Source organism: Mycobacterium sp., assembly GCF_002863225.1.
Classification (GTDB): Bacteria; Actinomycetota; Actinomycetes; order Mycobacteriales; family Mycobacteriaceae; genus Mycobacterium.
The window spans coordinates 41,379-62,987 of the sequence record NZ_PKEK01000080.1; the positions used below are offsets into that span (position 1 = coordinate 41,379).

Below are 21,609 nucleotides of genomic sequence, written 5' to 3' on the forward strand. Positions count from 1 at the left end.
GAGCGGCGATCGTGGCGCCGCGACTTCATTGGACTCGTCCGCGCGTATGCCGTTCAGCGGAACTGCTTCGGGTGCGGCTACCGATGCGCGGGTGGCGGGCGGCGAAGGCTTTGACGGAGTCGCGGGTGTAGAGCCGACCTGAGGCCGGACGGACAACCGGTGCCGGGAAGTCCGGGTTTTCGGCGAGTTGGCCGGCGCGCTGGCGGGACACTCCGAGCTCGCCGGCGACTTCGGTGATGCCGACGAGGTCGAGGTTCATCGCGGCGGGATTGGCTGTCTCAGCGTGGAGAGCGGCGGTGTTCTGCACGAGGAGCCGGGTCGGTTTGAGCAGGCCGGTCGCGTTGGCGGCGTCGGCTAGCGCGCGCTCGGTCGCTGCGGCCAGCGTGGGTTCGGTGAGTTCACGTGCGATGTCGAGTCGACCGGTGTTGGGGTTGTAGGTGATGTCGCAGTCACTCAGCGCGGTCGACAGGGCCGCGGTGTCCTCGGGGGTGAGGGCAGTCGCGGTGTAAGTGAGCAGCGCTGTCCAGCTCATGAGGCAATGGTGACCCATTTTGGTTGACACGCGCAAGCTTTTGCTGGCGGCCAGCGCCGGGGGGTTGGGCGCCGCTACGCCAGGTGTGTCGGCCCCTGCCGTGGTTGTCGCAACTGTTCAAAGAGGTTAGCTGGAGGGACGAAACGCTTGAATGATGTAGCGGCCGTAAAGTTAGTTACTTGACAAACGCTAGTTAAGCGCGCGAGGATGAGTTTATGTCGACACCTTCGCTATTCATCACGGCCCAGGCCAAAGCGCACGACCGTGAACTCGCGACCGCCACTACTGCACTCCGGTTCGCGCTCGACCGGGTAGACAGCGCCGAGATGGGCGTGCACCGGGCCGCCGGGGACCGCACTGGGTATCACGGAGCTCGGCACGCGACCTGGGGTATGTCTTTGGCGGAGGCCGCCGACCAGGCGCGTGCTGTGGCGGCCGGCACTGTCACGATCACCGCTCCGGCGGCGGTGCGGATGACGCCACAAAGAGCGCAAGCTGCCCTGAAGGCCCACCGTGAGGCGTTGGACGCGGTGGGTGCCGCCCGGCTGGTGGTCGAGACTCTCGAGCAGGTGTGGCGTGACAATGGTCGATGGAGCCGGTTCTTCGTGGTGCCCGGCGGCCACATTCACAGCTCGACCGGTTGCCGCAGCCTGCATGTCACAACCGAGATCGGCTGGCTGCCTGAGCTTTCCGGAGAAACCGAGGCAGACGCGGTGAGCGCCTACGGGTCAGTGCTCTGCACGTACTGCTTTCCTTCGGCGCCGGTGGAATGGACCACCAAAGCTCCGAAGGCCGCCGACCCCGCCCAGTGCCCGGGTAGCGGCCACTATGCGCCCGGCGCCAACCTGCGGCTGTGCAGTCCTCGCGGCACCTGCCCCGAATGCGGCAGCACAGTCAGCGTCACCAGCCGCGGCAACGCGCGGAAACACCGGTCCGATGCCGCATGATTTCGCGTGCTTTCGTGTCCACGACCGCTGATAGGCTGCCGGTTATCGCGGTTTAGCCCCGTAACGATTTGTCCTGTACGACAACAGATTCGGGTCACAGTGCGCCGACGTGCGCGGTACCTGCTCGCGAAGGGAATGACTGACCATCATGACGATGCTCGATCACGGCGCCGCACCCGCGGGCCCTGTCCACCACAACGGGGTGCCCCACAACGGTCCCGCAGCGCAGGTGCAGGTATCGCCGCCCGCTGTGGTCGACCCGAGGGAGGCCGCGGTCGTTCGCGGGGTCATCGACGTGAAGGCGAGATCACGCGCGCGGGCTCGGGTGTGGTACTGGAGCTGGTTGTTGTTCGCGACGGTGATATCGCTGGGCGGCAACGTGATTCACGCGTGGATGGCGGCGCCGGCGTCGCATCTGAAGGCGCTGGCTTCGATGGCGGCCGCGGTAACCCCGCTGCTGCTGCTCGGGGCCACGCATTCGGTTGCGCTGCTGATCAAGAACCGTCGCAGCGAGTACCGGCGCGTCGATGCATATGTGTTCGCGGCGGCCCTAACGATCACCGTCGGCGTCGGTTCCCTGACCTTCGTGACGTCGTATTTTTCGTTGCGTGCGCTGATTCTGGCGCTCGGATTCGACCCCGGTCAGGCCAGTTTGTGGCCCATTCCGGTCGACCTGTCGCTGGTCTGCTTCACGTTGGCGTTGCTGACGTCGACTTCGGCGGACAACAGCGACGCCGCCGAATCGACGCGCACGCCGGCAGGCGGGTCCTCGTCGGTGCCGGCGGCGATCGCTGCCGGCAGTGGCCCCAGCTCGCCGGCGGAACGTCAGCTGTGGTGGGAGTCGATCGGTGCCGTGGTGCAGGAGCGGCACCCGGATGTCCGAAAGATCGCTGAGCTGCCCGCGGCGACGGTGGCCGATATTCTGCGGCGTCTCTATGACGAAGGGGACTCGCAGCGGGCCGTGTGCGGTTCCCTGGACGTGCATCACCGCGAGGTTCGGGCGATCAAGCAGACAGCCGATGACGTACTGGCTCGGGTGTTGCCCGCCGCCGACCTCGCGGCCTGAATCTCGCGGGTCGGATCTTAGTTCCAGAGGTTGTTGACCTCGTCGATAGTGCGCTCTTCCCGGTCGGCCAGATCGCGTAGCGCCTTGGTGATCTGGTCGAACGTGGCGGGTTCAACTGAGCCTGCGGACTGTAGTCGGTCGGCGAGTTCTCCTACCGCCTGCAGTGTGGCGCCGGATCGGTCGCCGGCCAGCGCGGTGAGCTCGGCGACGACGGCGGGCAGCACGATGTCGGGATCGTTGGCGCCGGACAGGACTGAGGCTGAGATCTCGTCGAGGCGCGTGGCCGCGTCACGGTACTGGCTGGGCTGCATGGTGACCATCCGTCGATGCTATGCCTGCCGATCGCCTTCGGCGGTGCCGGATTTGGCAGCCCGGGCCATGGACGGCCATGTCGTCCGATCGTATGACTCTGGCGGGTGGTTTCGGTGACGAAGTTGTGCGAGCGGTGGGTGCCGATTTACTGTGCTGGTAAGTGGTCAGTCACTAAGGGCGAGTAGGGCGGTGTGAGCAACGTGGCCGACGGCGATGTGGTCGGGATCAGATTGGTCACCGATCTGCGGCCCGTAGACGGCTCCGGGCCACTCATGTGTGGCTCCGAGTTAGTGGTGCAGGCAGCGACTGCGGCAGGTCTGATCTTGTGTGGTGCCGCGGTCAAGCTTCCGCGCGGATAGAAGGCTGGCGTTCTCGGCTAGGGAACGAGAGGGCCGGGCGGGGTGGAAAAGCGTGTGTGTGCCTTACCGTCAGGGCCGAGTTCATCGGTGACCATGTTGCCGCCCTGCGGGTACATCCAGCTGGTGGTAGCGGGGCCGCAGATCGAGTGGTCCGCGCCGGCACTGGGCAGGTAGCAGGTGGACGGGTCGCCGTCGATGGGCCCGGGTCTCAGCAGGGTCGTTTCGGCGCCGGTCTGCAGGTCCCTTTTCACGTAGTTGCCGTCTTTGTCGGTGTAGGTGACGGTGTCGGTTTCTGGTGGACACACCTTCGCGGGATCGGTGCCTTCGGGGCCGATGTAGCAGGGGGCGGGTTTGGGGTGACCGGGTGTGGGCTGGTGAGGGCCGACGTTCCCATCAGGGCGGTCGTTGTCGAAGACCACGGCCCGGGTGTTCCGCGCGGCCTGCTCGTCTTGATCAGTGTAGGTGGCGGCGTGCTCGGTGAGGCGCTGCGAATAGTCCTGGAAATCAGCGGCTTTGGCGAGTACGGGCTGTTCGGCTTTGGCCAGGCCGGCGGCGAGGCCGAGGGCGGTGGGGTACCCGATGAGTCCGTGGCTTTCACTGATGCGCTGGACTTCGGTGAGTGCGAGTGGGGACAGTTGCGCGACGCGGGTGGACAGCTCCCGGTAGTCGCCGGCGGCGTCGAGGAGGTGAGCTGGGTTGACGTTGAGCTTCGCCATGCGGTGACCGTAAAACCGGGGGTGGACACCGTCAAGAGAAACGCCTGCTCAACGAAGCTGGGGCAGGGCTTTGCGTGCGTCGGCGCAGCTGTGGTGGGCGGGCATGCACATCAGCTGGGTCGCGGCGAACAGGGCACTGGTCGGTTCAACGACCAAAACGATGGTCTTGTCGGCGAGGAGTCGGTCCAGGGCGGCGAAACCGGCGCTGTCGAAGTAGAACGCGGAGCTGAGGTTCACGACGAGGGGCCGCGGTCCGGGCAGGGCCTGAATGGCGCGGGTGAACTGGTCGGCGGAGGCGGCGTCGACCTCGCCGTTCACGGTCACTTCGATCGCGTGTGGTGCACTGTCGAGGGTGGTGGTGTGGAGTTGAAAGTGTTTGTCGGGCATGGTGATTAGCGTTCCGTATTGTTGGCGGCGTGTGCGGCCTGGTCGAAGGTCAGTGTGACGCGAGTGCCGGCGGCGCCGCGGTGGGTGCTCACGCGGTCGGCCATGCCGTTTATCATGGTCAGGCCGCGGCCGCGGTATTGCCCGCGTTGGCTGGCTGAGGAGTCCCCTGCCCACTGTCCGGGGTCGCTGATGGTGACCATGATTGCTCGATCGCGGTGGAACGCTTCTATCGACACGGTCTTGCTGGTGTCTGCCGCGCAGCCGTGTTCGATGGCATTGGAAAGTGCTTCGCCGGTCGCGAGCAAGATGTCGGTTTCGCGGCGGGGATCGGCGCGGGTGTCCGATAGCCAGTCGCGCAACAGGTGTCGCGCATTGAACATGTGGGTCAGCGAGGCGGGGATGACGGTGGCGAGGGTGTGCCCGGTGGTGTGACAGGGGCGTATCGCCAGTGCTACGACGTCGTCGGTGTAGCCGCCGGGTGGTGCCATCACCTCGAGCAGTTCGTCGCAGAGCTGGCCGGCGGGCAGGTGGGCGCGGCTGGCCGCGGCGGTTTGCAGGCGGGCGAAGCCGTCATCGAGGCTTTCCCCGGCGCGTTCAATGAGGCCGTCGGTGTAGAGCAGGATGGTGGCGCCGGGGCTGATGAGTTGCACCGCAGTGTTTTGCGGTAGCGGGGTGTCCCAGGAGCCCACAGGTGGGCGGCGGCCTCCGGTGAGGAACTGGGGCGGCTGATCATGGGTGAGGAGCAGGGGCCAGGGATGACCCGCGCAGGAGTAGCTGACGCGGGCGTGGCCGTCGGGTTGGGTTTCGATCACCGCGTAGCTGACCGTGGCGAACCGGGCGTTGTCGACAGTTAGGGCGTAGCGGTCCAGCGTCGCCAGCACCGCGGCGGGGTCGCTGTGGGTGAGCGCGATCGCCGATGCTGCCGTGCGCAGCCGGCTCATTGCCACCGCGGCGGGTAGACCGTGCCCGACGACGTCGCCGACAGAAATCGCGATCCGGCCCTCGTCGGGTGAAGGGGCGACGAGATACCAGTCCCCGCCAACATGCAGCGCTTCTGCGGAGGGTTGATAGACCGCGGCGACAACGGCTGCGGTGGAGCTGCGGTCGAGGTCGAGGAGGTGGTCTTGGAAGTCGACGGCGATGCGGTGCTCGCGTTGCACTTGGTGGAGCCGGTCGAGTGCGGTAGCGGTGATTGCGGCAATGGTTGCGGCCCAATTGATTTCAGCGGGGGTGAACTCCCGAGGGTGGGTCCACAGCATGCCCAGCGAGCCGATCACGTCGCCGTCGGCGCCGCGCAACGGCTGGCTGATCGTGGCCCGTACGGTCGCGGCGTTCTCGCTGACGACGTGCTCGTAGCGCGGTGACAGTTTGAGGGTGTCGGGGATAATCATCGGCTGACCAGTTCGCACCACATCTACCGGCACGATCGGGGTGTTCATCGACGCGACGTGGTAACGGTCGCGGGCCTCGGCCGGCACCGGCCCCCCGAATTCGAGGCGCAGGGTGTGGGTGTCGTCGTCGAGTTCGCCCACACATATCAGCGGTATGTCGCCGGTGTTGAACGAACAACCGTAGAGCGCGTGCGCTAAATCTGCGGTCGTCGACGCGTTTTGCACCGCGACCTCGAGTTGAGCGATATCCAGGGCGCGCAGCATCTCAGCGTCTGCAGGTGGGCGGGCGCTGCGGGCCGCGGCGGCCAGGCGCGCGGTGATGCGGTCGATAAGTTCCTGGGCGTGAAACGGTTTGGGCAGGTAGTCGTCGGCGCCGCCCGAGAGGCCTTCGCTGATGGCCTCGGTGCTTGTGCGGGCCGACAGCATCAGCACAGGGGTCGCCGACAGCAACGGGTCCTCGCGGATCGCGGCAACAAGAGCGAAGCCGTCCATGCGAGGCATCATCACGTCGGTGACGATGATGTCGGGCCTCAGCTTGCGGGCTGCCTCGAGGCATTGCCTGCCATCAGGGACCAAGACGGTGCGAAACTGCTGCGACAGTACGCGGTGCAGATGGGCGCGCATATCGGCGTTGTCCTCGGCGACCACCACCAGTTCGGCTCGGGCAGGGGGAAGGTCGGCGCCGGCGGGGTCGGAGTGCTGGCCGGTGATCCACTGTCCGGCTTCGATGACATAGGGGTTGTCGAGTAGCCGGGCGGGGGAGTGCTCGACCGGTGTGCTGCTCAGCGAGCGGGGCAGTCTGACGGTGACGGTGGTGCCGCGGGCGACCTGGCTGGCGTATTCGATAGTGCCGCCCTGTAATTCGACCAGGCCGCGCACCAGCGACAGGCCGATGCCGGTGCCTTCGACGCTGCGGGCGTGCGCGCTGTCGGCGCGAAAGAACCGCTCACCAAGTCGTTTGAGGTCGGCATCAGAAATGCCGACGCCGGTGTCTCGAATTGCGATGTGGCACTGGGCGACATCGCTGCGAACGGTGACTTTGACTGAGCCGGTCAGGGTATATTTGACGGCGTTGGACAACAGGTTGAGAACGATGGTTTCCCACATGCCGGGGTCGACGTCGGCTAGCGCTGGGCGGTAATCCAGCTCGAGGCTGAGTCCGGCGCGTTGGCACAGCTCGGAAAACGATGCCGCGATGTGGGCGGTCAGTGCGCCGACATCGGTGCACAGCAGTGCTGCGGTCGCTCGGCCGGCTTCGATGCGGGAGAAGTCGAGCAGGGAGTCGACCAGGCGTTGCAGGCGTCCGGCATTGCGGCGGGCTGCGGCGAGTTGGTCGGCGAGCTCGCCGTCGAGTCCTTCGATGGTCAGGGCGTGGTCGAGAGGGCCCAGCAGCAAGGTCAGTGGGGTGCGGAACTCGTGGCTGACGTTGGTCAAGAATGCGGACTTGGCGCGGTCGAGTTCGCTGAGCGCGTCGGCACGGCGGCGCTGCTGGTCAAAGGACATCGCCGCCGACATTCCCGATGTCAGCTGGTCGGCGATGAGTTGGCAAAAGCCGACGTATTGCTCGTCGAGATCGCAGCGCGGATTGATCGCCACCAGCAGTGCACCGCCGGCGTGGTCGTCGCCCAATGGCATCAGCAGTGCTTGCTCCGGGCATGCCGCGCCCAGTTCGTCGCTTAGGCCGGTGATCCGGTCGGCGATGTTGTCGATGAGGTGTATGTCGGAGCGGGAGCGGGCCGGCTCCCAGTCGGTCAGCGTCTCCAGGACCGTCGGCAACACGGTGGCGACCGAGGAGCTGGCGGCCCGCAGGGTCGGGCCGGCGCCGGAGTCGACGTAGGCCGCCACGAAGGGCACGTCGGAGGGCTGGGTGTCGCACACCGAGACCACTGCCTGAGCGGCATCATCAATACTGTTGGAGTCCAACACATTTGATGCCACAGCGGTCAGTAGCCGCATGCGGCGTTCACTGAGGACCCGCTCGGTGGTCTCATACGATGAGCTAAAGACGCCGTAGGTCTTGCCGCGATCGCTGATTAGAGGGCTGTAGGTGAAGGTGAAGTAGCGCTCCACGCGGCGCCCGCCGGTCACGATCGCGAACATCAAGTCGTGCGACCATGTCGCTTCGCCGGTGGCGAGCACGCGGGCCAGCATCGGGCTGATGACCGGCCAGATGTCCCACCAAATATGGGCGGCCCGCTTCCCCAACGCGTCGATGTGCCTGTCGCCGAGGATCTGGCTGTAGGCGTCGTTGTAGACCTGAAACAGGTCGTCGGCGCCTAGCCACAGCACGGTCGGAAACCGCGACGTCAGCGTCAACGCGACCACGGAACGAACCTCCATCGGCCAGGTCTGCGGTGCGCCTAGCGGGTGCCGTTTCCAATTGAAATCTCGAAACTGCTCACCCATCTCACCGCCGAGCTTTACCGCGGCGGCGAGGTCGGCGGGCAAGGACGAATCGTCGTCGATCAGGACGCGGCGGCGGGCAGGAAGACTCAAGGGTGAACCTTGAGGCGTCCTGCCAGCTCGGCGCCGGCGTTAAGCATGGTGGTTCTCCGGAGGTCAGCCCGCCGTGCGCCGGTCGGGAGCGGTCGAATCGAATTTACCTGCTGAACGGGTCCCGTCGAGACACCATTTCGACGTTGCCGCCGCGCGGTGTCGCAACGGTGGCCGAACACGCCATAGGCTGCCGTTGCGAGCGAGAACACGGAGGGATCGTCGATGCCGGGTCGGACCGTACAGACCGCTGATCGGCCGGCGTCGCCGTTGGTGGTGCTGCGGTGACCGACGCCGCCGGAGATGGTGAACGTCTGCGTCTGCGCCCCTACCAGGCCGCCGCGGTCGACGTGGTGGACACCGCGCATGAACGGGCGTTGGTCGTGGCGGCCTGCGGCACCGGAAAAACGTTGATCGCCGTCCACACCGTGGCCAAGCTGCTCAACGGCGCGCCCGGAGCCGTCCTCGTTGTGTTCCCCACGCTCGGCCTGCTCGAGCAGACCTACCGGACGTGGGCGCGGCAAGCCACGTTCAGTTTCACCGCTCTCGGGGTGTGCTCGGCGCGCTTATCGGGGACCGAAGACATCGGCAGCGAGGACCTGTCGATTCCCAGTACCACCTCACCGCAGCTTCTCGCCGAATGGCGGGCAGGGCTCGTCGGATCCGGTGTGGTGTTCTGCACCTACCAGTCGCTGCCGGTGATCACTGCCGCCCACCACGACCACGGGATGGCGCCATGGTCGATCGCGGTATTCGACGAAGCCCACCGCACCGCGGGCTTGCAGGGCAAACCCTTTGCCGTCGCCCTGGATTCAGCGAAAATACCGGCCCGGCAACGGCTGTTCTACACCGCGACCCCAAAAATTCACAGCGGGACGCGGACGCGAGGAGGCAATCCACACCGGCGGACCGTGGCCTCGATGGACGACTCGGAGCTCTACGGGCACCAGGTCTTCACATTGTCGGCGCGTGAAGCGATCGACCAGGGAATCCTGTCGCCGTTCAAGGTCGCCGTCATCGCGGTGTCCGACAGCGCCGTGTCCGCAGCGCTCAAAGACCTGCAGATGATCAGCCTCGCTGCCGGCGAGACCAACGCGGCCCGGGCCGAGCACGTGGCCGCGGCGATCGCGCTGACGGAGGCCGCGGCCGACTACGACCTATCCAGCGTGCTGGCCTTCCACAACACCATCGCTGCCAGCGCAGAGTTCGCGACCACGTTTCGGCGCGTGCACGCGCTACTGAGCGCTCAAGGATTCAACCGCGACGGCCGGGCCGCGGGAGTCGTGCACATCGACGGCAACACCAAGCTGCACGACCGGCTCGCGGCCACCCGCACCTTGGCCGAACCCAGAGCCGGCCAATGGAATATCGTCACCAACGCCCGCTGTCTGACCGAGGGCATCAACATCCCCGCCCTAGATGCGGTGCTGTTCGCTGAACCCCGCTCGTCAGAAGTCGACGTCGCCCAAGCCGTCGGGCGCGCGATCCGGAAAAACCCTCACCACGACAGGCCAGCGCTGATCGTGTTGGCTGTCACCGTCGACGACAGCCAAGACGCCGAAACTGTCATCGACATCAGTCAATTCCGCGGCACCCGCCAAGTCCTCAAAGCACTTCAAACTCACGACCCCAGCCTGACCCGCGATCTCGCCGCCCTTCGCGACCAGCTCGACAACCCCCGCGACGGAGACACCGGGGACGTCAAGACCGACATCCTCGATATCCACCTACCCGCGACCCTGACCAAGCAACTCGCCGACCAGTTCTTCCGGGCCTTCAGCATCCACACCGTCGACGCGCTGACCCGGCAATGGGAAGAAAACTATTACGGTGCACGCGAATTCGCCGGAAAGTTCGGGCACACCAACATTCCGCGCCGCTACCTGTCCACCAATGGTCTCGCGGTGGGGCAGTGGGCCCAACACCAACGAAGCCTGCACAACCGCGGGAGGCTGCTGGCAGAGCGCGCCGACCGGCTCGAAGCGCTCGCCGGGTGGGAGTGGGACCCGCGTGACACGCAGTGGGAGTTCAATCTGGTTGCGCTGCAACAGTTCATCGCCGAATACGGTCACAGCTTCCCCGCCGGGGACTATCGCAGCCCCGACGGGGTGAACGTGGGAATCTGGACTCGCAACCAACGCACCGCGCACCTCAACAAGCGGATGCCGGCGCGGCGCGTGCAGCGGCTGGAAAGCCTGCCAGGCTGGTCCTGGTCGAGACCCGACACCCGCTGGGGCGACACCTTCGCCGAACTGGAGCAACACCTGCAGCAACCCGGTGCAACTTATCCCAGCAGCGGCACCGTTTTAGGCCGGTGGGTGTTCAACCAGCGCGGCCTGTTCAGGAGGCAACAGCTCGACGCACAACGGGCCGAGATGCTGGCCGCGCTGCCGGGCTGGACATGGAACGTGCTCGACACCCAGTGGGACGACAACATCGCCGCGCTCAGCGCCTACGTCGCCGCCAGCGGGCACGCCCGCCCACCGCAATCGCATGTCACCGACAGTGGCTTTCAGCTCGGACGGTGGGTATCAGACCAACGCCGCCAACGTCGACGGCTTAGCGACGAGCGCCGCGCCCAGCTCCAGGCGATGCCGGGTTGGACCTGGAACAGCCGTGAAGCCCAGTGGGAGGACTTCATCGCCAAGCTGGCGGCGTTCGCCGACGAGCACGGCCACTCCTACCCTCCACGTGATCCGGCCCGCCCCGATCTCGTGAAACTCAACCAGACCGTCATCAGCATCCGGCGCCCCGAGCGTAAAAATCGCCTGTCGCCCGAACAGCGACGCCAACTCGAGGCCCTGCCCGGTTGGTCCTGGGAACCCCGCCAAAAATCCACCTGGGATGACACTTTCGCCGCGCTGGCCGCATTCGCCGACGAGCACGGTCACGCCGCGCCGCCCATCGACCACTGCACACCCGAGGGCATCCCGCTGGGTCGGTGGGTGCACCAAATGCGTCAGCCCTCACGCCGCCGCAAACTCGGCGCCAAGCAAGTAGCGCGCCTCGAGGCGTTAACCGGCTGGAGCTGGGACTGACCTGCCGGTTGGCCGACTACCCGGCCCGCCCGCGGTGGGTGGCTCAGTCCCGGTCGTTGCCGAACGCAGCTCCGGACGGATCGTGGCCGGCCATCCCGCGTTGCGGTCACTGACGCCCGAAGGCTTAGAGCGGGCCGCGGACGCTGCCGAGAACAAACTGCTGGCCACTGGGCGTCGTCAACTATTGATTCTGCAGCCGACTTCGAGCGGCTCCACTGGGACGATGTTAAACCACTCACTGTCGCTATAAGGCCTCGTCCAGTTCGTGCAGACGCAGCGTCATCATCTCGACGATCGTGTCTAGGCCACTCAGAAGCGGTAGCAGTGCCTCGCGGCTGGGGCTGTCAGGGCCCAGTGATTCGATGCGGGCGGCTAGTTGCTGGCGGTCGGCCCGTCGGGCTGTCAGAGCCTCGTCGAGGGTGGCGCGTTGCTGGGCGGCGGGCAGCGCCCGAGATTGGCGACCGCGGTCCTCGCTGAGGGCTTGGGTGGTCGGGTGGTACAGGTATGCCTTGACGACGTCGAGGTCACTGAAGTCCAGGTCTTCGGGCACCATCCGGTCAGGGTCATATCGGGGCTCGTCGGGCATGGTTCAAGTGTGCGCTGTCGTGGTGCAGCGCGACTCGTGAAGCGTCAGATGCGATCCCGGGTGGGAGCCATCGAGTGTCCTCGAACCTCAGCGTGCCCCCGGGGTGGGCGGCCTCCGACGCTGTCGTGGCCACCACCTGCCGGCTCCGCTACGGGGCCAATCTTCAAAGGTGCTAAGGGCTCTTCGGATGCGGCGGCAAGCCGGTGCTATCCAGCGCCGATTACGTCGACGGCGGTGTGCTGAAACGTTTTTCACAGTGGTCGGCGTAGGTGAGCACGATGTCAGCCTGGATCGGCAGCGCATCCGGGAAATTGCGGGCGGGCCCGCTGACGAGGGCGGTGTGAAGCTCGTCGGCCAGTGTCTTGAGTTCCTGTGCGGCGCGGCGCAGATTGGGTGCTCCGAGCGCGAGATTGAGGTTAGGGTGCGCCGCCAGGCTCGGTGCTGGTGGAAGATCGAAGTCGATACGTTCGACGTCGGCCTCGCTGAGCTCGTCGCCGAACAGTTTGGCCGCCCAGTGGTCTGTGGTGACGAGGCGTCGCAGTTCTGACTCAATGAGGCTTGTCAGTGAATAGAGTTCACGCGGAACGACATTCGAGATTCCGGGGGAGCCCGGAATGCTGCCGTGGGCGCGAATGTCTTCGGCGGTCCTGCGGATGCGCGTGATGATGTCGGAGACCTTGGTCGAATCGCAGGAAAGCTGACAGCCGTCTGGAGTATGCCAGCGGTCAACGGTGGCGCGGGCCCAACCGGGGCAGAGGTCGATCGTCACGTCCGGCGGCGGGAAATCTCCGGCTTGGATACGTCCGGTCAGCGTTTCGGCGGAGACGTCGAGGTGGGAGGCGACCTGGTCCAGGCTGAGGAACGAGTCCATGCGACGTAACTTTGCCACGCCGCGGGGGAGATGGTGTAGCCGAGGCGGGATGCGCGCGTCAAACACTGTCGGGCGCTGGCATCGGAAAATGCGGTTGAGCGCGCGTCTAGCGCTGGTGCGGCTTGGTTCGCCTGGTTTCTTGTGGGGTGCGGTTGTCGGCTGCGGCCCAGTCGACGTTTTCCGGTGGCAGGGTCGGTGATTCGGGTTGCTCCGGTGATGGCGGCGCCACGGATGATGCGGACCTTTGTGAGTCCATGTCATGAAGATGCTGGATTGGAGCAAGGGGTTCATCGCTGGCGGGGGGAGAGCTGTGCTCGAGTGTCGGTGGTGAGGCGAATGGCTGAGAAAGGGGCACCGGGGCCGGTGTGGGCGAGGCTTGTGCCGGCGACTCCCATGAGTGGCCATGCGACAGCTGTGATAGCTGTACCGGGGCGGGTGTCGGCCCTGGGCCGGCCATTTGGGCGAACTGGCCGAGATGCTGTGCCGTGGAGGCTAATTGCTCAACGGTAGACAGACTTTTGGATTGGTGGGAGTCGATCGTTGCAAGCGTCTGCGCGATGCCGTCGGGGGATCCCTTGTCAGGGATTACTGACAGCTTAGCGGCCTCGCCTTCCATGTAGGCGGCGATCTCGGCCGCACCACGGATGTTGAGGTTGGCGCTGCCGTCGGCCGCGGCCGCGGCTGCCGATGCGATCGCCGCAGCATCGTTGAATGCGGTCCGGTCGCCGCGCTGTGCGCCGGCCAGGCCGGCGTCGGCAGCCGAGGTGAATTCCGTACGCGCCAGAAACGTGTGAACGTCTGCGGCGTGCTGGCCAAGCTCGCGGATCGAAGTGTGCAATTCGGCGAAACCGTCGCCGTTCACCGGGTCCGAGCCGAACAGGCCGTAGTAGCGGTGATGCTGCTCACGGGACTGTTCACCCACCCGCTCCACCGATGTCACTGAATCGACCACCTTCGTCGTTGCACCACACACCGAGCTCGAGGTGTGGACTCCTCGCGAGCCGCGCCAAAGGTCCAGCTTATGGCCCGCCGAGCACAGCTGTGCACGGAAATTTCTGCCGGCCGCTACTGAGCAGCCCTGGAAACCGGCAGAGCGAGGCGACATTTTGCGCCGCGACGCACCATGCCGGACCGAAACCGCTCCTCCCCACCCGGCACCGGGGCGGGGAGGAGTGGGGTCTTTTGGTGTTGTGGGACAGCGGGTTTGGGGTGTGAATGTCGGTGTTGGGGGGTAGTGTGGGGGTGTTGGGCAGGCCAGTGGGGCCGGTCCATTGTTCCCGGGAAGGGGAGTGGCATGACTGCTGTTTTGGAGACGTCGGCGAGTGTCGGGCCGGATGGTGATGTGGTGGCCTCGGCGCCGGTGGTGAACACGATGGGGGCTGCGGCGTTGTTCACGGCGTTGTCGGATGCGTTGTTGTTCACGGCGCCGGCGTCGGCGCAGTTGCCGATGTTGGATGCGGTGCGCTTGGAGTTTGGTGGCGGCCAGCTGGTTGCGGCGGCGACGGATCGGTTTGTGCTGGGCGTTTCCCGGGTGGATTACACCGGTCGGCCGCTCACGGTGCTGGTCTCCGGTGGAGAGGCCAAGGCTCTGGCGAAGATGGCCAAAACCGTCAAGCGCGATGAGAAGTCGCGGGAGGTGACCATCGAGGACGGCGCCGTCGACGAGCCTCGCAAGTTCGCGGTGACGTTTCGGTTCAGCACGGGCGAGGCGATGACGGTGCGCGGCATGGACGTGGAGTTCCCTACGTGGCGCCGTTTACTTCCGGCTGATGCGTCGCGGATGGGTGGTCTGATCGGAATGGGTTACAACCCAGCTCATCTCGCGCGGTTTGCGAAGGCGCGCTCGGCTGAGCAGGGCGCTGGCGCGCAGATGGTCGTGTTCCCCACGTCGGGGGAGCGAGGTAAGCCGGGCCCGACGGTCATCAGGATCGGTGAGAATTTCATCGGGTTGTTGATGCCGATCCGGCCGACGGGAGATAAGTGGGAGTACGGGCGTCCCGGGTGGCTCGATCCTGCTGCTGTTGCTGGCGCTGCGGATGTGGCGGCGTGATGTCGGCGAGCGAGGGGAGTGGTGGCGGCCCAGCTGGGTCCGCCACCACCCCAGGTGTCAGTTCCGGTGGAGGTCCAGGTAGGACGGTGGTGATCAACTGGGTCGAGCACTCTCATCACCGTGCGCTGGTGCGGGTGCCACTGGACTTCGATCCGGACGAGTGCGACCTGGAAAACGGTTTGGCTGCACTGCGCGAGAGCAGTTTCGAGTTCCTCGAACGCGCTGTCATTGAGGTGCGTGACGGCGAGTTCGACCCGCAGGCAGAGTTTTTCGACCCGCCCCGCTATCAGGGGAGGACGGCATGAGCAATCACTACGAGTGGGGCATGGCCCGCGAGGGCGGATTTCAGGTCGTCACTCGTGAATCCGCTGCTGCGGAATGGGATCTGCCTGAGCCGGATCCGTTGTCGCCCTGGACTGTCGGCGTCACGTCGTCGTTCGCGCTGGGAGTGTTCAACGCCAACGGCGACGGCACGATCCTGGAAGGCGAGCCAGAGGAGATCCTGCACTATGCCGACCGGCTGCACGCCCACGCTCACCGCCAGCTCGATGGACTGGCCGACTTCGAGCACGGCGACGAGACCCGTTCGTGTGCCCTGTGCGGCGACCAGGTGCTGATCTTGTCGTCGCGCGACTGGTGCGATGGCTGCGAAGCTACCGCGATCCCTGCCGATGTGTGGCAGGCATTCTTGGTTCGCCATTCGACGACGGCCAGACACGAGCAAGGGGACATGTCGTTATCCGCGGTCGTCGATGAGCTGACGGGCATGAGCGGCCGGCCGCACCCGTAGTGGCCGGCGGGAGACCGGGGAACGTCTGAGTGGCGAAAGCACTGCTACTCAGGCATTCCCCGGTGCCCCACCCGGCACCGGGGCGGGGTGGGGGGCGGGTTGGCGATAACGATTTTCTTGTCGGTGGTGGTCGTTAGGATCGGTGTGTTGGGCAGGTCGTTGGGACCGGCCCCGGTTTCCCGGAGAGGGGATGGGCGAGATGTCTGTAGTCGAGGGTATTGGGGCGCTGATCGAACAGCTGTTGGGACTCTTGGGGTTTCGCCCGGTGGAGTCGATGGTCGTCGTGGCTGTGCAGGGGGATGAGGTGAGTTGCGTGATGCGGGTCGACCTCGCGGACGTTCTTGTTGCTGGGGATGCGGCGGCGCGGCTGGCGGAGTTGGCGGCGCGTAACGGCGCGGATGTTGTGATAGCGGTGTTCGTGTCGGCTGAAGGCGCGTCATGCCCGATGTGTGAGGGCCAGTTCATCGATGTGGCAGCGACTTTGGCGGAGGCATTGAAGGGTCATGGGGTGCGGTTGTCGGATTCGGTGGTGGTGGATCGCGTCGAGGCGGGCGGGCGTTGGCATTGCGTGGATCGGTGCGGGCGTTCGGGTGTGCTGAAGGACCCTGCTGCAGCGATGTCGGCTGCTGCGGCGGTCGTGGCGGGGCGTCGCATGTTCGGCAGCCGTGATGAGTTGAAAGGGCTTGTGTCGCGCGATGGCGGCCGGTCAGCGGCGCTGGCGCCGTTGCTGGCGCGGCGGGGTGGGATCGACAGTGTTGCGGTGGCGGTGCGCGCGGCGGTCGCGGCGATGCGCGCGATGGCAGGGGGTGTGGTGTTGTCCGACGACGAGCTTGCGGACGTCGGGGCGACGTTGGCCGATGTGCGGGTGCGGGATGCGTTGTTCACGTTGGTGGATTGCTCGGAGGCGGGGGCGGCAGAGGCGCTGTGGGCGCATCTTGCACGTGTTCTCCCGCAGCCGTATCGCGTTGAGGCACTGGCGCTGACGGCGTTCAGTGCATATGCGCGAGGTGATGGTCCACTGGCTGGTGTTGCGTTAGAGGAAGCGTTGAGTGAGGACTCGGGCCACCGGTTTACCGGGATGCTTGACGCGGCTTTGCAGGGTGGTTTGCGGCCGGAGCAGATCCGGACGCTGGTGGCAGGTCAGCCGTCGGCGCTGACGTTGTAGATCGGAGGGGGCCGGCCGTCCGGCAGGCCCCACCCGGCACAGGTACTGGGTGTGGCCATCTGGGTGCGTGGGTTGTGAGCGGGCGCGCGGGAATGTCGGTGGGTTTGGCTAACATCGATGGTGACGGGCAGGCCAGAGGGGCGGGCCCGCGTGATCTCTTAAAGGGGAGTGGTGACGATGGCCGAAGTTGTAAAGACCGCCGGTGTGATGGCGTGGACGGGTCAGTGGCGGTTGCCCACCGACAAGCGGGATCACCAGCGCGCGGTGCGCAAACAGCGGCGCAAGGATCGTCGCGAGGTGGCTGGCTTGCGCCGCGACTACTGCGGGTAGGGCAGCGTCTCGCGGTGCATCGAAAGTTTGCGTTGGTGACCTCCCGTGGCAGGGAGGATAATGGTGGTTAGCAGCGATTAATGGCGAGAGGAGCGGGGCCGTGGAGCAGCTCGATGTCAACCCGGCTGATCTGCTGCGCAGCGCCAACGTCTACGCCGAGCTCGCCGGGCGCCTGGACGGCCTGTCGCCGCACGCGCGCGCTGAAGCGCAACGTGTCGCAGAAACCCACGGCCCGATGGGATACCCGGCAGTAGTGGGTATCTCGGCTGGCTTGGACAGCGCCGAACAGCCGTTAAACGCGAAAGTTATTGACTTTCAGGAGTATTCGCGTCGATTCACTGAACATGCCGCCACCTACGTTGGCGAGGATAGCGAGGCGGCGCGGCGCTATCGAGGTGCAGCGGTCGACCTTTTCGACTCGACGTACGCCGGATCGCTGCGCCAACCGATCGCGAGCGGCTACATCATCTGGTGCAGCCCAGCCACTCTCGTCACGGGGTTCATCTGCGAATTCATGGGCGAAGACGGTGGCATCACCTGGCGGCACTCACCGATCGACATCTCAGGAGGCATGCCCTAATGACCATCACCACCCAGGCTGACGTCGAACGCATCATGATCGACCGCGACATCTCGTTTCACTTCCAGCCCCTGGTCGCAGAGCAAGAAGACGGCAGCTGGACCGCCGCCTACCCGGGCGCCGACTGGAATGTCACCGGCGCCACTGCCGATGAAGCGCGCGCGCAGCTCCGCGCCGAAGAGCTGCAACGCATCGGCACCGCAGAGGCCGCCAGCTGGAAGGTCAACGCGGTGCGACAGCACATCGAGCAGGGCCCCATTCCTGGCGTCTACGAGCTCGACAACGCCGCTGCCGACGACGCGATCGCCGCCGGCACCACTGCGGCGATGAACGCCGCGATCGCCGCCCTCGGCCACGGCTGATCCGGGCCGGCGGCGAACACGCTTCGAGCCCGGCCGGCCCCTACGCTGGACGGCATGGCGAAAGGCGATTGGCCGGGGTCGTATGTGTACCCGTCGCTGGCCCTGTCGGGCAGCGCTGCGGGTTTCCTGATCTGGCACGTGGTCGACCCGGCAGCCAAGGTCGACGGCTGGGCCATCACGCTGCTCATCGTGGGATTTCTGCCGTGGCTGAAAACAGTGTTCGAAAGCATCGAGTTCCCCGGCGGCGGCTCGGTGACGTTCCGCCGAAAGGTCGAGGCAGAGCAGGAACGGCAGGCCGAGGAGATCCAGGCGTTGAGATTCCTGCTGGCCAGGTTTTTGTCGGCACCAGAACGCGAGCTTCTGCAGAAGCTCGCCCGCGGTGAGACCGTGCGGTTCGAGGCCGGCGCCGACAACGGACGCGGCCTGCAACACGTCGACTCGTTGCGGCGTATGGGCATGATCGCCGTTAAGCCCGAACTGCTAGAGACATACAAGCGGTTGGCCGAACGGGGCCACACGTCGATGGACATCACCACCCTCGGCGAGATCTTCCAGATCACCGAAAGCGGCCGTCAATACCTCACCCTTCTTGACAAGCTCCCCGCCGGCGACACTCCGAGTTACCCGTCCGGATCCGAACTTCGGACCGGGCCTGCAACACCGGAGCTGTAGAGCTCGAACAGCTTGTCCGAGCTCTCACCTACATTGGCCCGGAAACCGGTACAGCGGAAGGAAACGTTGAATGGCGTACTCGCGCGCAGTCCAAAATCACATCGACGATGCAAACACCTATCTGGAGAACATTAATAAGATTCCGGTTGTCAGCTCTGACCCTGCCGATGCACTCGCGGGGGAACGGCGACTAAAGATCGCGCAAATTCATGCCCTGCTCGTGGCGTGTTCCCGCTGGATGAGTCCATCAAGTTTTAGAGTCCTGTGGCCCGATGTCGGGCTGGAAGGGACGATGAGTAGATGGCTGGTCGGAAGCGGCATTCCGCGGAGGACATCGTGCGCAAGCTGCGCCGAGCTGATGAATTGACGGCTGCGGGCAAGACCGGTGAGGAGATCGCCGCCGAGCTGGGAGTGTCGCCGGCGACGTTGTACAACTGGCGCCGCGCCTACGGCGGGATGGACACTGACGCCGCCAAAGAACTCAAGGAGCTGCGCGAGCAGAACTCCCGACTCAAGCGCCTGTTGGCTGATGCTGAGCTCGAGAAGGACGCCTTGCGGGAGGTTGCCAAGGGAAAATTCTGAGCCCAGCTGCCAAGCGCCGCGCCGTGGACATGCTCAAGGACACCTTGAAGATGTCGGAGCGGTTGGCGTGCAAAGCCGTTGGGCTGGCCCGCTCCACCTATCGTCGTCTGCCGATCGGGCAGACCCCCGCTGATCCTGATGCCGAAATGAGGGCCTGGTTGCGCGCGTACGCCACGAGACACCCGTGCCATGGGTTCCGGCGTGCGTGGGCTGCGCTGCGCTTCGATGAGCGCCGTGAGGTGAATAAGAAGAAGATTCACCGGCTGTGGCGCGAAGAGGGGTTGCAGGTGCGGGTGCATATTCCGCGCAAGCGGGCCGGGGCGTCCTCGATCCCGCCGGTGGAGGCGGATGCGCCGAACGTGGTGTGGGCAATTGACTTTCAGTTCGACTCCACCATCGACGGTAAGGCCATCAAGATCGCCTCGATGATCGACGAACACACCCGGTGTTCGTTGCTGCATGTCGTGGAGCGCTCGATCACCGCCGAGCGTCTGGTGATCGAGCTCGAAGATGTGTTCGCCGTCGCGGGTGGCCCGCCGAAAGTACTGCGGATGGATAACGGCCCCGAGTTGGTTTCTCAAGCGCTGCAACGGTTCTGCGAGAACAAGGTGGGGCTTTCCTACATCCCGCCGGGCACGCCGTGGAACAACGGCTACATCGAATCGTTCAACAACCGTCTACGGAAGGAGTGCCTCAACCGCAACCACTGGAACACCCTGTTCGAGGCCCGGGTGGTCATCGGCGACTTCAAGGCCGAGCACAACCACCGACACCGACACTCAGCCCTGGGCTATCAGACGCCGGCCGAGTACGCTGCCGGATGCAGGTGCACCCACACCCCGACGGCCTGCGAGATCAACTGAAACTGAAACAAATAACCCGACTCTAGATCGGGGTGGACTCAGTATCGGGGACTCGCCACTCGCCATCGCCGAGGCACTGAACGCGCAACTAAACACGCCCTGATTCGTCGCTGTGTAGGCGTTCGCCGCTACTCGGCCCATAGCGCGCCGCGTACCCACGCCACTATGCCGTTCCCGCAGTCCTGGTGAGCCGCTGGAGCCGCCGTGCACGCCTGCCGGCAATGAGTAGCCGGACACCGGTTAACGGGATGCCAGGCGGCGTTTCTGAGCTGCGATCGGCTACCATGCGTCGCTACCTTTGGACGGCCGTGGCCGCGGTGTGTTGCAGCTGCTCAACACACTCAGCATCGGCCGCAGATGCCGACATGATCGACTACGGGAACCGAAAGCGTCCCCGGGATCCGCATCTGAGCTGTGACCGCGCGGATTCTAGCCACCACTGCGTTTCTTCTCCGCTGCACCGTGAGCGCTAATCACCGTGGCACTCTGCGTAGCCGAAAGGTCCACTGCACGCGAACATCTCAGGGCTAGCGGTTCAAACGACTCAAAGTTATTCCACATCGTTAAACGGAACTGCCTGCATTCGACAGTCGAGCCGTCTTTGAATTTGAGTATGCCTGTCAGCAGCGGCGTGTAGTTGTCCTTGCTCACCCCGCGCCGCGCCATTACCGATATTTTGCCGAACGTGCCGTCAGCCCAGACGTCGTTGATCACCGATGCGGTGCTCTGGATCTCATACGTCTGATCGACTTCTGTGTCCGTCCGGGCCACCGGGATGGTGACCTCGACGGGTGCAGCTGGCGGTGCGGCCGTGTTGGCCGACTGCTTCGCCGATCGGTTCGAACTAGTGGCGCTGCAGCCTGCCAGCACTGCAACGCCACACAGGACGATGGTCGCCGACCAAGATCTCCTCATAAGACCGACTCTATGGCGCCGCTCAGCTCACGGACGATATTGGGAACAGTTGTCGGCAGTTTTGGCGTCTCTGCATGATGGTGGGTGGCCCGTTGAGGCTGTGATTGTGAGTACGCCAGGCGGGTGGAAAACACTGTGGCCGCGTTCGGTGTGGCCGCCAGGCCTCGACGGTCCCGCAGGCCTCGACGACGACCAGGACGACGAGGACGGAGACGATCCCGACGACGCCCGGCGGTGTCGGCTATTGGGGGTTCTGACGCAAGCCCTGGATGGTGGGCGCGTCAGCGCCGCGAATGTTCGGATAAACAAATCCGTTGCAGCGCAGTGACATTCGTAAACATCGTGTAGGATGGGGGAATGATGTTGAGCAGCAACGAGATACGCGCCAACCGCGAAAGCGGTTGCAGCGCAACCCCTAACCGCAGGGGAGTGGGCCAACGTCATTCCACAGCACCGCGTCAGCGGTGCCAATCCCGAAACACCAACCGCCGCAATTAATCCCAAGACAACCGCGAAAGCGGTTGGCGCCCAGCCTGACTCGCGGCCGGGCTTGCCCGGCCGGCAGGGGGGAGCCCGCGCAGCGGGCTCACGAAGACAGACGG

The 21,609-nt window shown here is 65.3% G+C and carries 21 protein-coding genes; 12 read left to right on the top strand and 9 right to left on the bottom strand.

Annotated elements, in window-relative coordinates:
- Window positions 1-25 precede the first annotated feature (25 nt).
- Window positions 26-532: a hypothetical protein gene (locus CYU59_RS24350; RefSeq protein ID WP_293003753.1), complete on the bottom strand. Its 507-nt coding sequence runs from the start codon at window positions 530-532 to the stop codon at window positions 26-28.
- A gap of 215 nt (window positions 533-747) precedes the next feature.
- Here CYU59_RS24350 and CYU59_RS24355 point away from each other — a divergent pair, with 215 nt between their 5' ends.
- Together CYU59_RS24355 and CYU59_RS24360 are read left to right on the top strand one after the other, a co-directional pair.
- A complete protein-coding gene (locus CYU59_RS24355) occupies window positions 748-1,479 on the top strand; it encodes a hypothetical protein (RefSeq protein ID WP_293003755.1) in 732 nt (243 codons plus the stop codon).
- 148 nt (window positions 1,480-1,627) lie between these two features.
- Window positions 1,628-2,545, top strand: coding sequence for a DUF2637 domain-containing protein (locus CYU59_RS24360; RefSeq protein WP_293003757.1), 918 nt, complete (start codon window positions 1,628-1,630; stop codon window positions 2,543-2,545).
- A 17-nt stretch (window positions 2,546-2,562) separates the two neighbouring features.
- Here the strand turns inward: CYU59_RS24360 and CYU59_RS24365 are convergent, their stop codons facing one another.
- The 4 genes from CYU59_RS24365 to CYU59_RS24380 form a co-directional block, all read right to left on the bottom strand.
- Complete coding sequence (locus CYU59_RS24365; protein ID WP_293003759.1) at window positions 2,563-2,865, bottom strand: hypothetical protein; 303 nt, start codon at window positions 2,863-2,865, stop codon at window positions 2,563-2,565.
- 368 nt (window positions 2,866-3,233) lie between these two features.
- Window positions 3,234-3,932: a type VII secretion target gene (locus CYU59_RS24370; protein ID WP_293003761.1), complete on the bottom strand. Its 699-nt coding sequence runs from the start codon at window positions 3,930-3,932 to the stop codon at window positions 3,234-3,236.
- Window positions 3,933-3,980: 48 nt separating this feature from the next.
- A complete protein-coding gene (locus CYU59_RS24375; RefSeq protein WP_293003763.1) occupies window positions 3,981-4,319 on the bottom strand; it encodes an STAS domain-containing protein in 339 nt (112 codons plus the stop codon).
- A gap of 5 nt (window positions 4,320-4,324) precedes the next feature.
- Complete coding sequence (locus tag CYU59_RS24380; RefSeq protein ID WP_293003765.1) at window positions 4,325-8,206, bottom strand: SpoIIE family protein phosphatase; 3,882 nt, start codon at window positions 8,204-8,206, stop codon at window positions 4,325-4,327.
- A gap of 281 nt (window positions 8,207-8,487) precedes the next feature.
- Between CYU59_RS24380 and CYU59_RS24385 the strand changes: the two genes are divergently transcribed.
- Window positions 8,488-11,241 (top strand): DEAD/DEAH box helicase, encoded by a 2,754-nt coding sequence (locus CYU59_RS24385; RefSeq protein ID WP_293003767.1) that lies wholly within the window; start codon window positions 8,488-8,490, stop codon window positions 11,239-11,241.
- A gap of 244 nt (window positions 11,242-11,485) precedes the next feature.
- Here the strand turns inward: CYU59_RS24385 and CYU59_RS24390 are convergent, their stop codons facing one another.
- The 3 genes from CYU59_RS24390 to CYU59_RS24400 form a co-directional block, all read right to left on the bottom strand.
- The gene (locus CYU59_RS24390) at window positions 11,486-11,827 is read right to left on the bottom strand and encodes a hypothetical protein (RefSeq protein ID WP_293003769.1); all 342 of its coding nucleotides are present in this window, start codon (window positions 11,825-11,827) and stop codon (window positions 11,486-11,488) included.
- Between the two features lie 220 nt (window positions 11,828-12,047).
- Window positions 12,048-12,698 carry a hypothetical protein gene (locus CYU59_RS24395; protein WP_293003771.1) on the bottom strand — a complete coding sequence of 217 codons (651 nt, stop codon included), beginning with the start codon at window positions 12,696-12,698 and terminating at the stop codon, window positions 12,048-12,050.
- A 106-nt stretch (window positions 12,699-12,804) separates the two neighbouring features.
- Window positions 12,805-13,638 carry a hypothetical protein gene (locus CYU59_RS24400; RefSeq protein ID WP_293003772.1) on the bottom strand — a complete coding sequence of 278 codons (834 nt, stop codon included), beginning with the start codon at window positions 13,636-13,638 and terminating at the stop codon, window positions 12,805-12,807.
- A 354-nt stretch (window positions 13,639-13,992) separates the two neighbouring features.
- Here CYU59_RS24400 and CYU59_RS24405 point away from each other — a divergent pair, with 354 nt between their 5' ends.
- The 9 genes from CYU59_RS24405 to CYU59_RS24445 all read left to right on the top strand — a co-directional run bounded on the left by CYU59_RS24405 (window position 13,993) and on the right by CYU59_RS24445 (window position 20,092).
- Complete coding sequence (locus CYU59_RS24405; protein ID WP_293003773.1) at window positions 13,993-14,748, top strand: hypothetical protein; 756 nt, start codon at window positions 13,993-13,995, stop codon at window positions 14,746-14,748.
- 86 nt (window positions 14,749-14,834) lie between these two features.
- Complete coding sequence (locus CYU59_RS24410) at window positions 14,835-15,053, top strand: hypothetical protein (RefSeq protein WP_293003774.1); 219 nt, start codon at window positions 14,835-14,837, stop codon at window positions 15,051-15,053.
- Window positions 15,050-15,538 carry a hypothetical protein gene (locus CYU59_RS24415; protein ID WP_293003775.1) on the top strand — a complete coding sequence of 163 codons (489 nt, stop codon included), beginning with the start codon at window positions 15,050-15,052 and terminating at the stop codon, window positions 15,536-15,538. The genes CYU59_RS24410 and CYU59_RS24415 overlap by 4 nt, the downstream gene beginning before the upstream one ends.
- Window positions 15,539-15,737: 199 nt before the next feature.
- Window positions 15,738-16,703, top strand: a complete 966-nt coding sequence (locus tag CYU59_RS24420) for a DUF4192 domain-containing protein (protein WP_293003776.1) — start codon at window positions 15,738-15,740, stop codon at window positions 16,701-16,703.
- A gap of 177 nt (window positions 16,704-16,880) precedes the next feature.
- Window positions 16,881-17,033 carry a hypothetical protein gene (locus tag CYU59_RS24425; RefSeq protein WP_293003777.1) on the top strand — a complete coding sequence of 51 codons (153 nt, stop codon included), beginning with the start codon at window positions 16,881-16,883 and terminating at the stop codon, window positions 17,031-17,033.
- 100 nt (window positions 17,034-17,133) lie between these two features.
- Window positions 17,134-17,613 (top strand): type VII secretion target, encoded by a 480-nt coding sequence (locus CYU59_RS24430; protein ID WP_293003778.1) that lies wholly within the window; start codon window positions 17,134-17,136, stop codon window positions 17,611-17,613.
- Window positions 17,613-17,975 (top strand): hypothetical protein, encoded by a 363-nt coding sequence (locus CYU59_RS24435; protein WP_293003779.1) that lies wholly within the window; start codon window positions 17,613-17,615, stop codon window positions 17,973-17,975. The genes CYU59_RS24430 and CYU59_RS24435 overlap by 1 nt, the downstream gene beginning before the upstream one ends.
- A 54-nt stretch (window positions 17,976-18,029) precedes the next feature.
- Window positions 18,030-18,647 carry a hypothetical protein gene (locus CYU59_RS24440; protein WP_293003780.1) on the top strand — a complete coding sequence of 206 codons (618 nt, stop codon included), beginning with the start codon at window positions 18,030-18,032 and terminating at the stop codon, window positions 18,645-18,647.
- Between the two features lie 300 nt (window positions 18,648-18,947).
- Window positions 18,948-20,092 (top strand): IS3 family transposase gene (locus CYU59_RS24445; RefSeq protein WP_293003781.1). Its coding sequence is split into 2 segments (ribosomal slippage): window positions 18,948-19,215 and window positions 19,215-20,092, totalling 1,146 coding nucleotides; the frame shifts between segments, so codons are not numbered across the junction.
- Between the two features lie 429 nt (window positions 20,093-20,521).
- On the opposite strand, the gene CYU59_RS24450 is transcribed toward CYU59_RS24445, so the two are convergent.
- Entirely contained in the window at window positions 20,522-21,007 is a 486-nt protein-coding gene (locus CYU59_RS24450) for a hypothetical protein (protein ID WP_293003782.1), read from the bottom strand.
- Window positions 21,008-21,609: the final 602 nt, after the last annotated feature.

What these genes read in the sequence shown, in the direction of transcription:
- CYU59_RS24375 (WP_293003763.1), bottom strand. Translation starts at nt 4,319, where the DNA reads ATGCCCGACAAACACTTTCAACTCCACACCACCACCCTCGACAGTGCA.
- CYU59_RS24420 (WP_293003776.1), top strand. Translation starts at nt 15,738, where the DNA reads ATGTCTGTAGTCGAGGGTATTGGGGCGCTGATCGAACAGCTGTTGGGA.
- CYU59_RS24415 (WP_293003775.1), top strand. Translation starts at nt 15,050, where the DNA reads ATGAGCAATCACTACGAGTGGGGCATGGCCCGCGAGGGCGGATTTCAG.
- CYU59_RS24440 (WP_293003780.1), top strand. Translation starts at nt 18,030, where the DNA reads ATGGCGAAAGGCGATTGGCCGGGGTCGTATGTGTACCCGTCGCTGGCC.
- CYU59_RS24435 (WP_293003779.1), top strand. Translation starts at nt 17,613, where the DNA reads ATGACCATCACCACCCAGGCTGACGTCGAACGCATCATGATCGACCGC.
- CYU59_RS24390 (WP_293003769.1), bottom strand. Translation starts at nt 11,827, where the DNA reads ATGCCCGACGAGCCCCGATATGACCCTGACCGGATGGTGCCCGAAGAC.
- CYU59_RS24360 (WP_293003757.1), top strand. Translation starts at nt 1,628, where the DNA reads ATGACGATGCTCGATCACGGCGCCGCACCCGCGGGCCCTGTCCACCAC.
- CYU59_RS24450 (WP_293003782.1), bottom strand. Translation starts at nt 21,007, where the DNA reads ATGAGGAGATCTTGGTCGGCGACCATCGTCCTGTGTGGCGTTGCAGTG.
- CYU59_RS24355 (WP_293003755.1), top strand. Translation starts at nt 748, where the DNA reads ATGTCGACACCTTCGCTATTCATCACGGCCCAGGCCAAAGCGCACGAC.
- CYU59_RS24350 (WP_293003753.1), bottom strand. Translation starts at nt 532, where the DNA reads ATGAGCTGGACAGCGCTGCTCACTTACACCGCGACTGCCCTCACCCCC.
- CYU59_RS24365 (WP_293003759.1), bottom strand. Translation starts at nt 2,865, where the DNA reads ATGGTCACCATGCAGCCCAGCCAGTACCGTGACGCGGCCACGCGCCTC.
- CYU59_RS24405 (WP_293003773.1), top strand. Translation starts at nt 13,993, where the DNA reads ATGACTGCTGTTTTGGAGACGTCGGCGAGTGTCGGGCCGGATGGTGAT.
- CYU59_RS24395 (WP_293003771.1), bottom strand. Translation starts at nt 12,698, where the DNA reads ATGGACTCGTTCCTCAGCCTGGACCAGGTCGCCTCCCACCTCGACGTC.
- CYU59_RS24370 (WP_293003761.1), bottom strand. Translation starts at nt 3,932, where the DNA reads ATGGCGAAGCTCAACGTCAACCCAGCTCACCTCCTCGACGCCGCCGGC.
- CYU59_RS24425 (WP_293003777.1), top strand. Translation starts at nt 16,881, where the DNA reads ATGGCCGAAGTTGTAAAGACCGCCGGTGTGATGGCGTGGACGGGTCAG.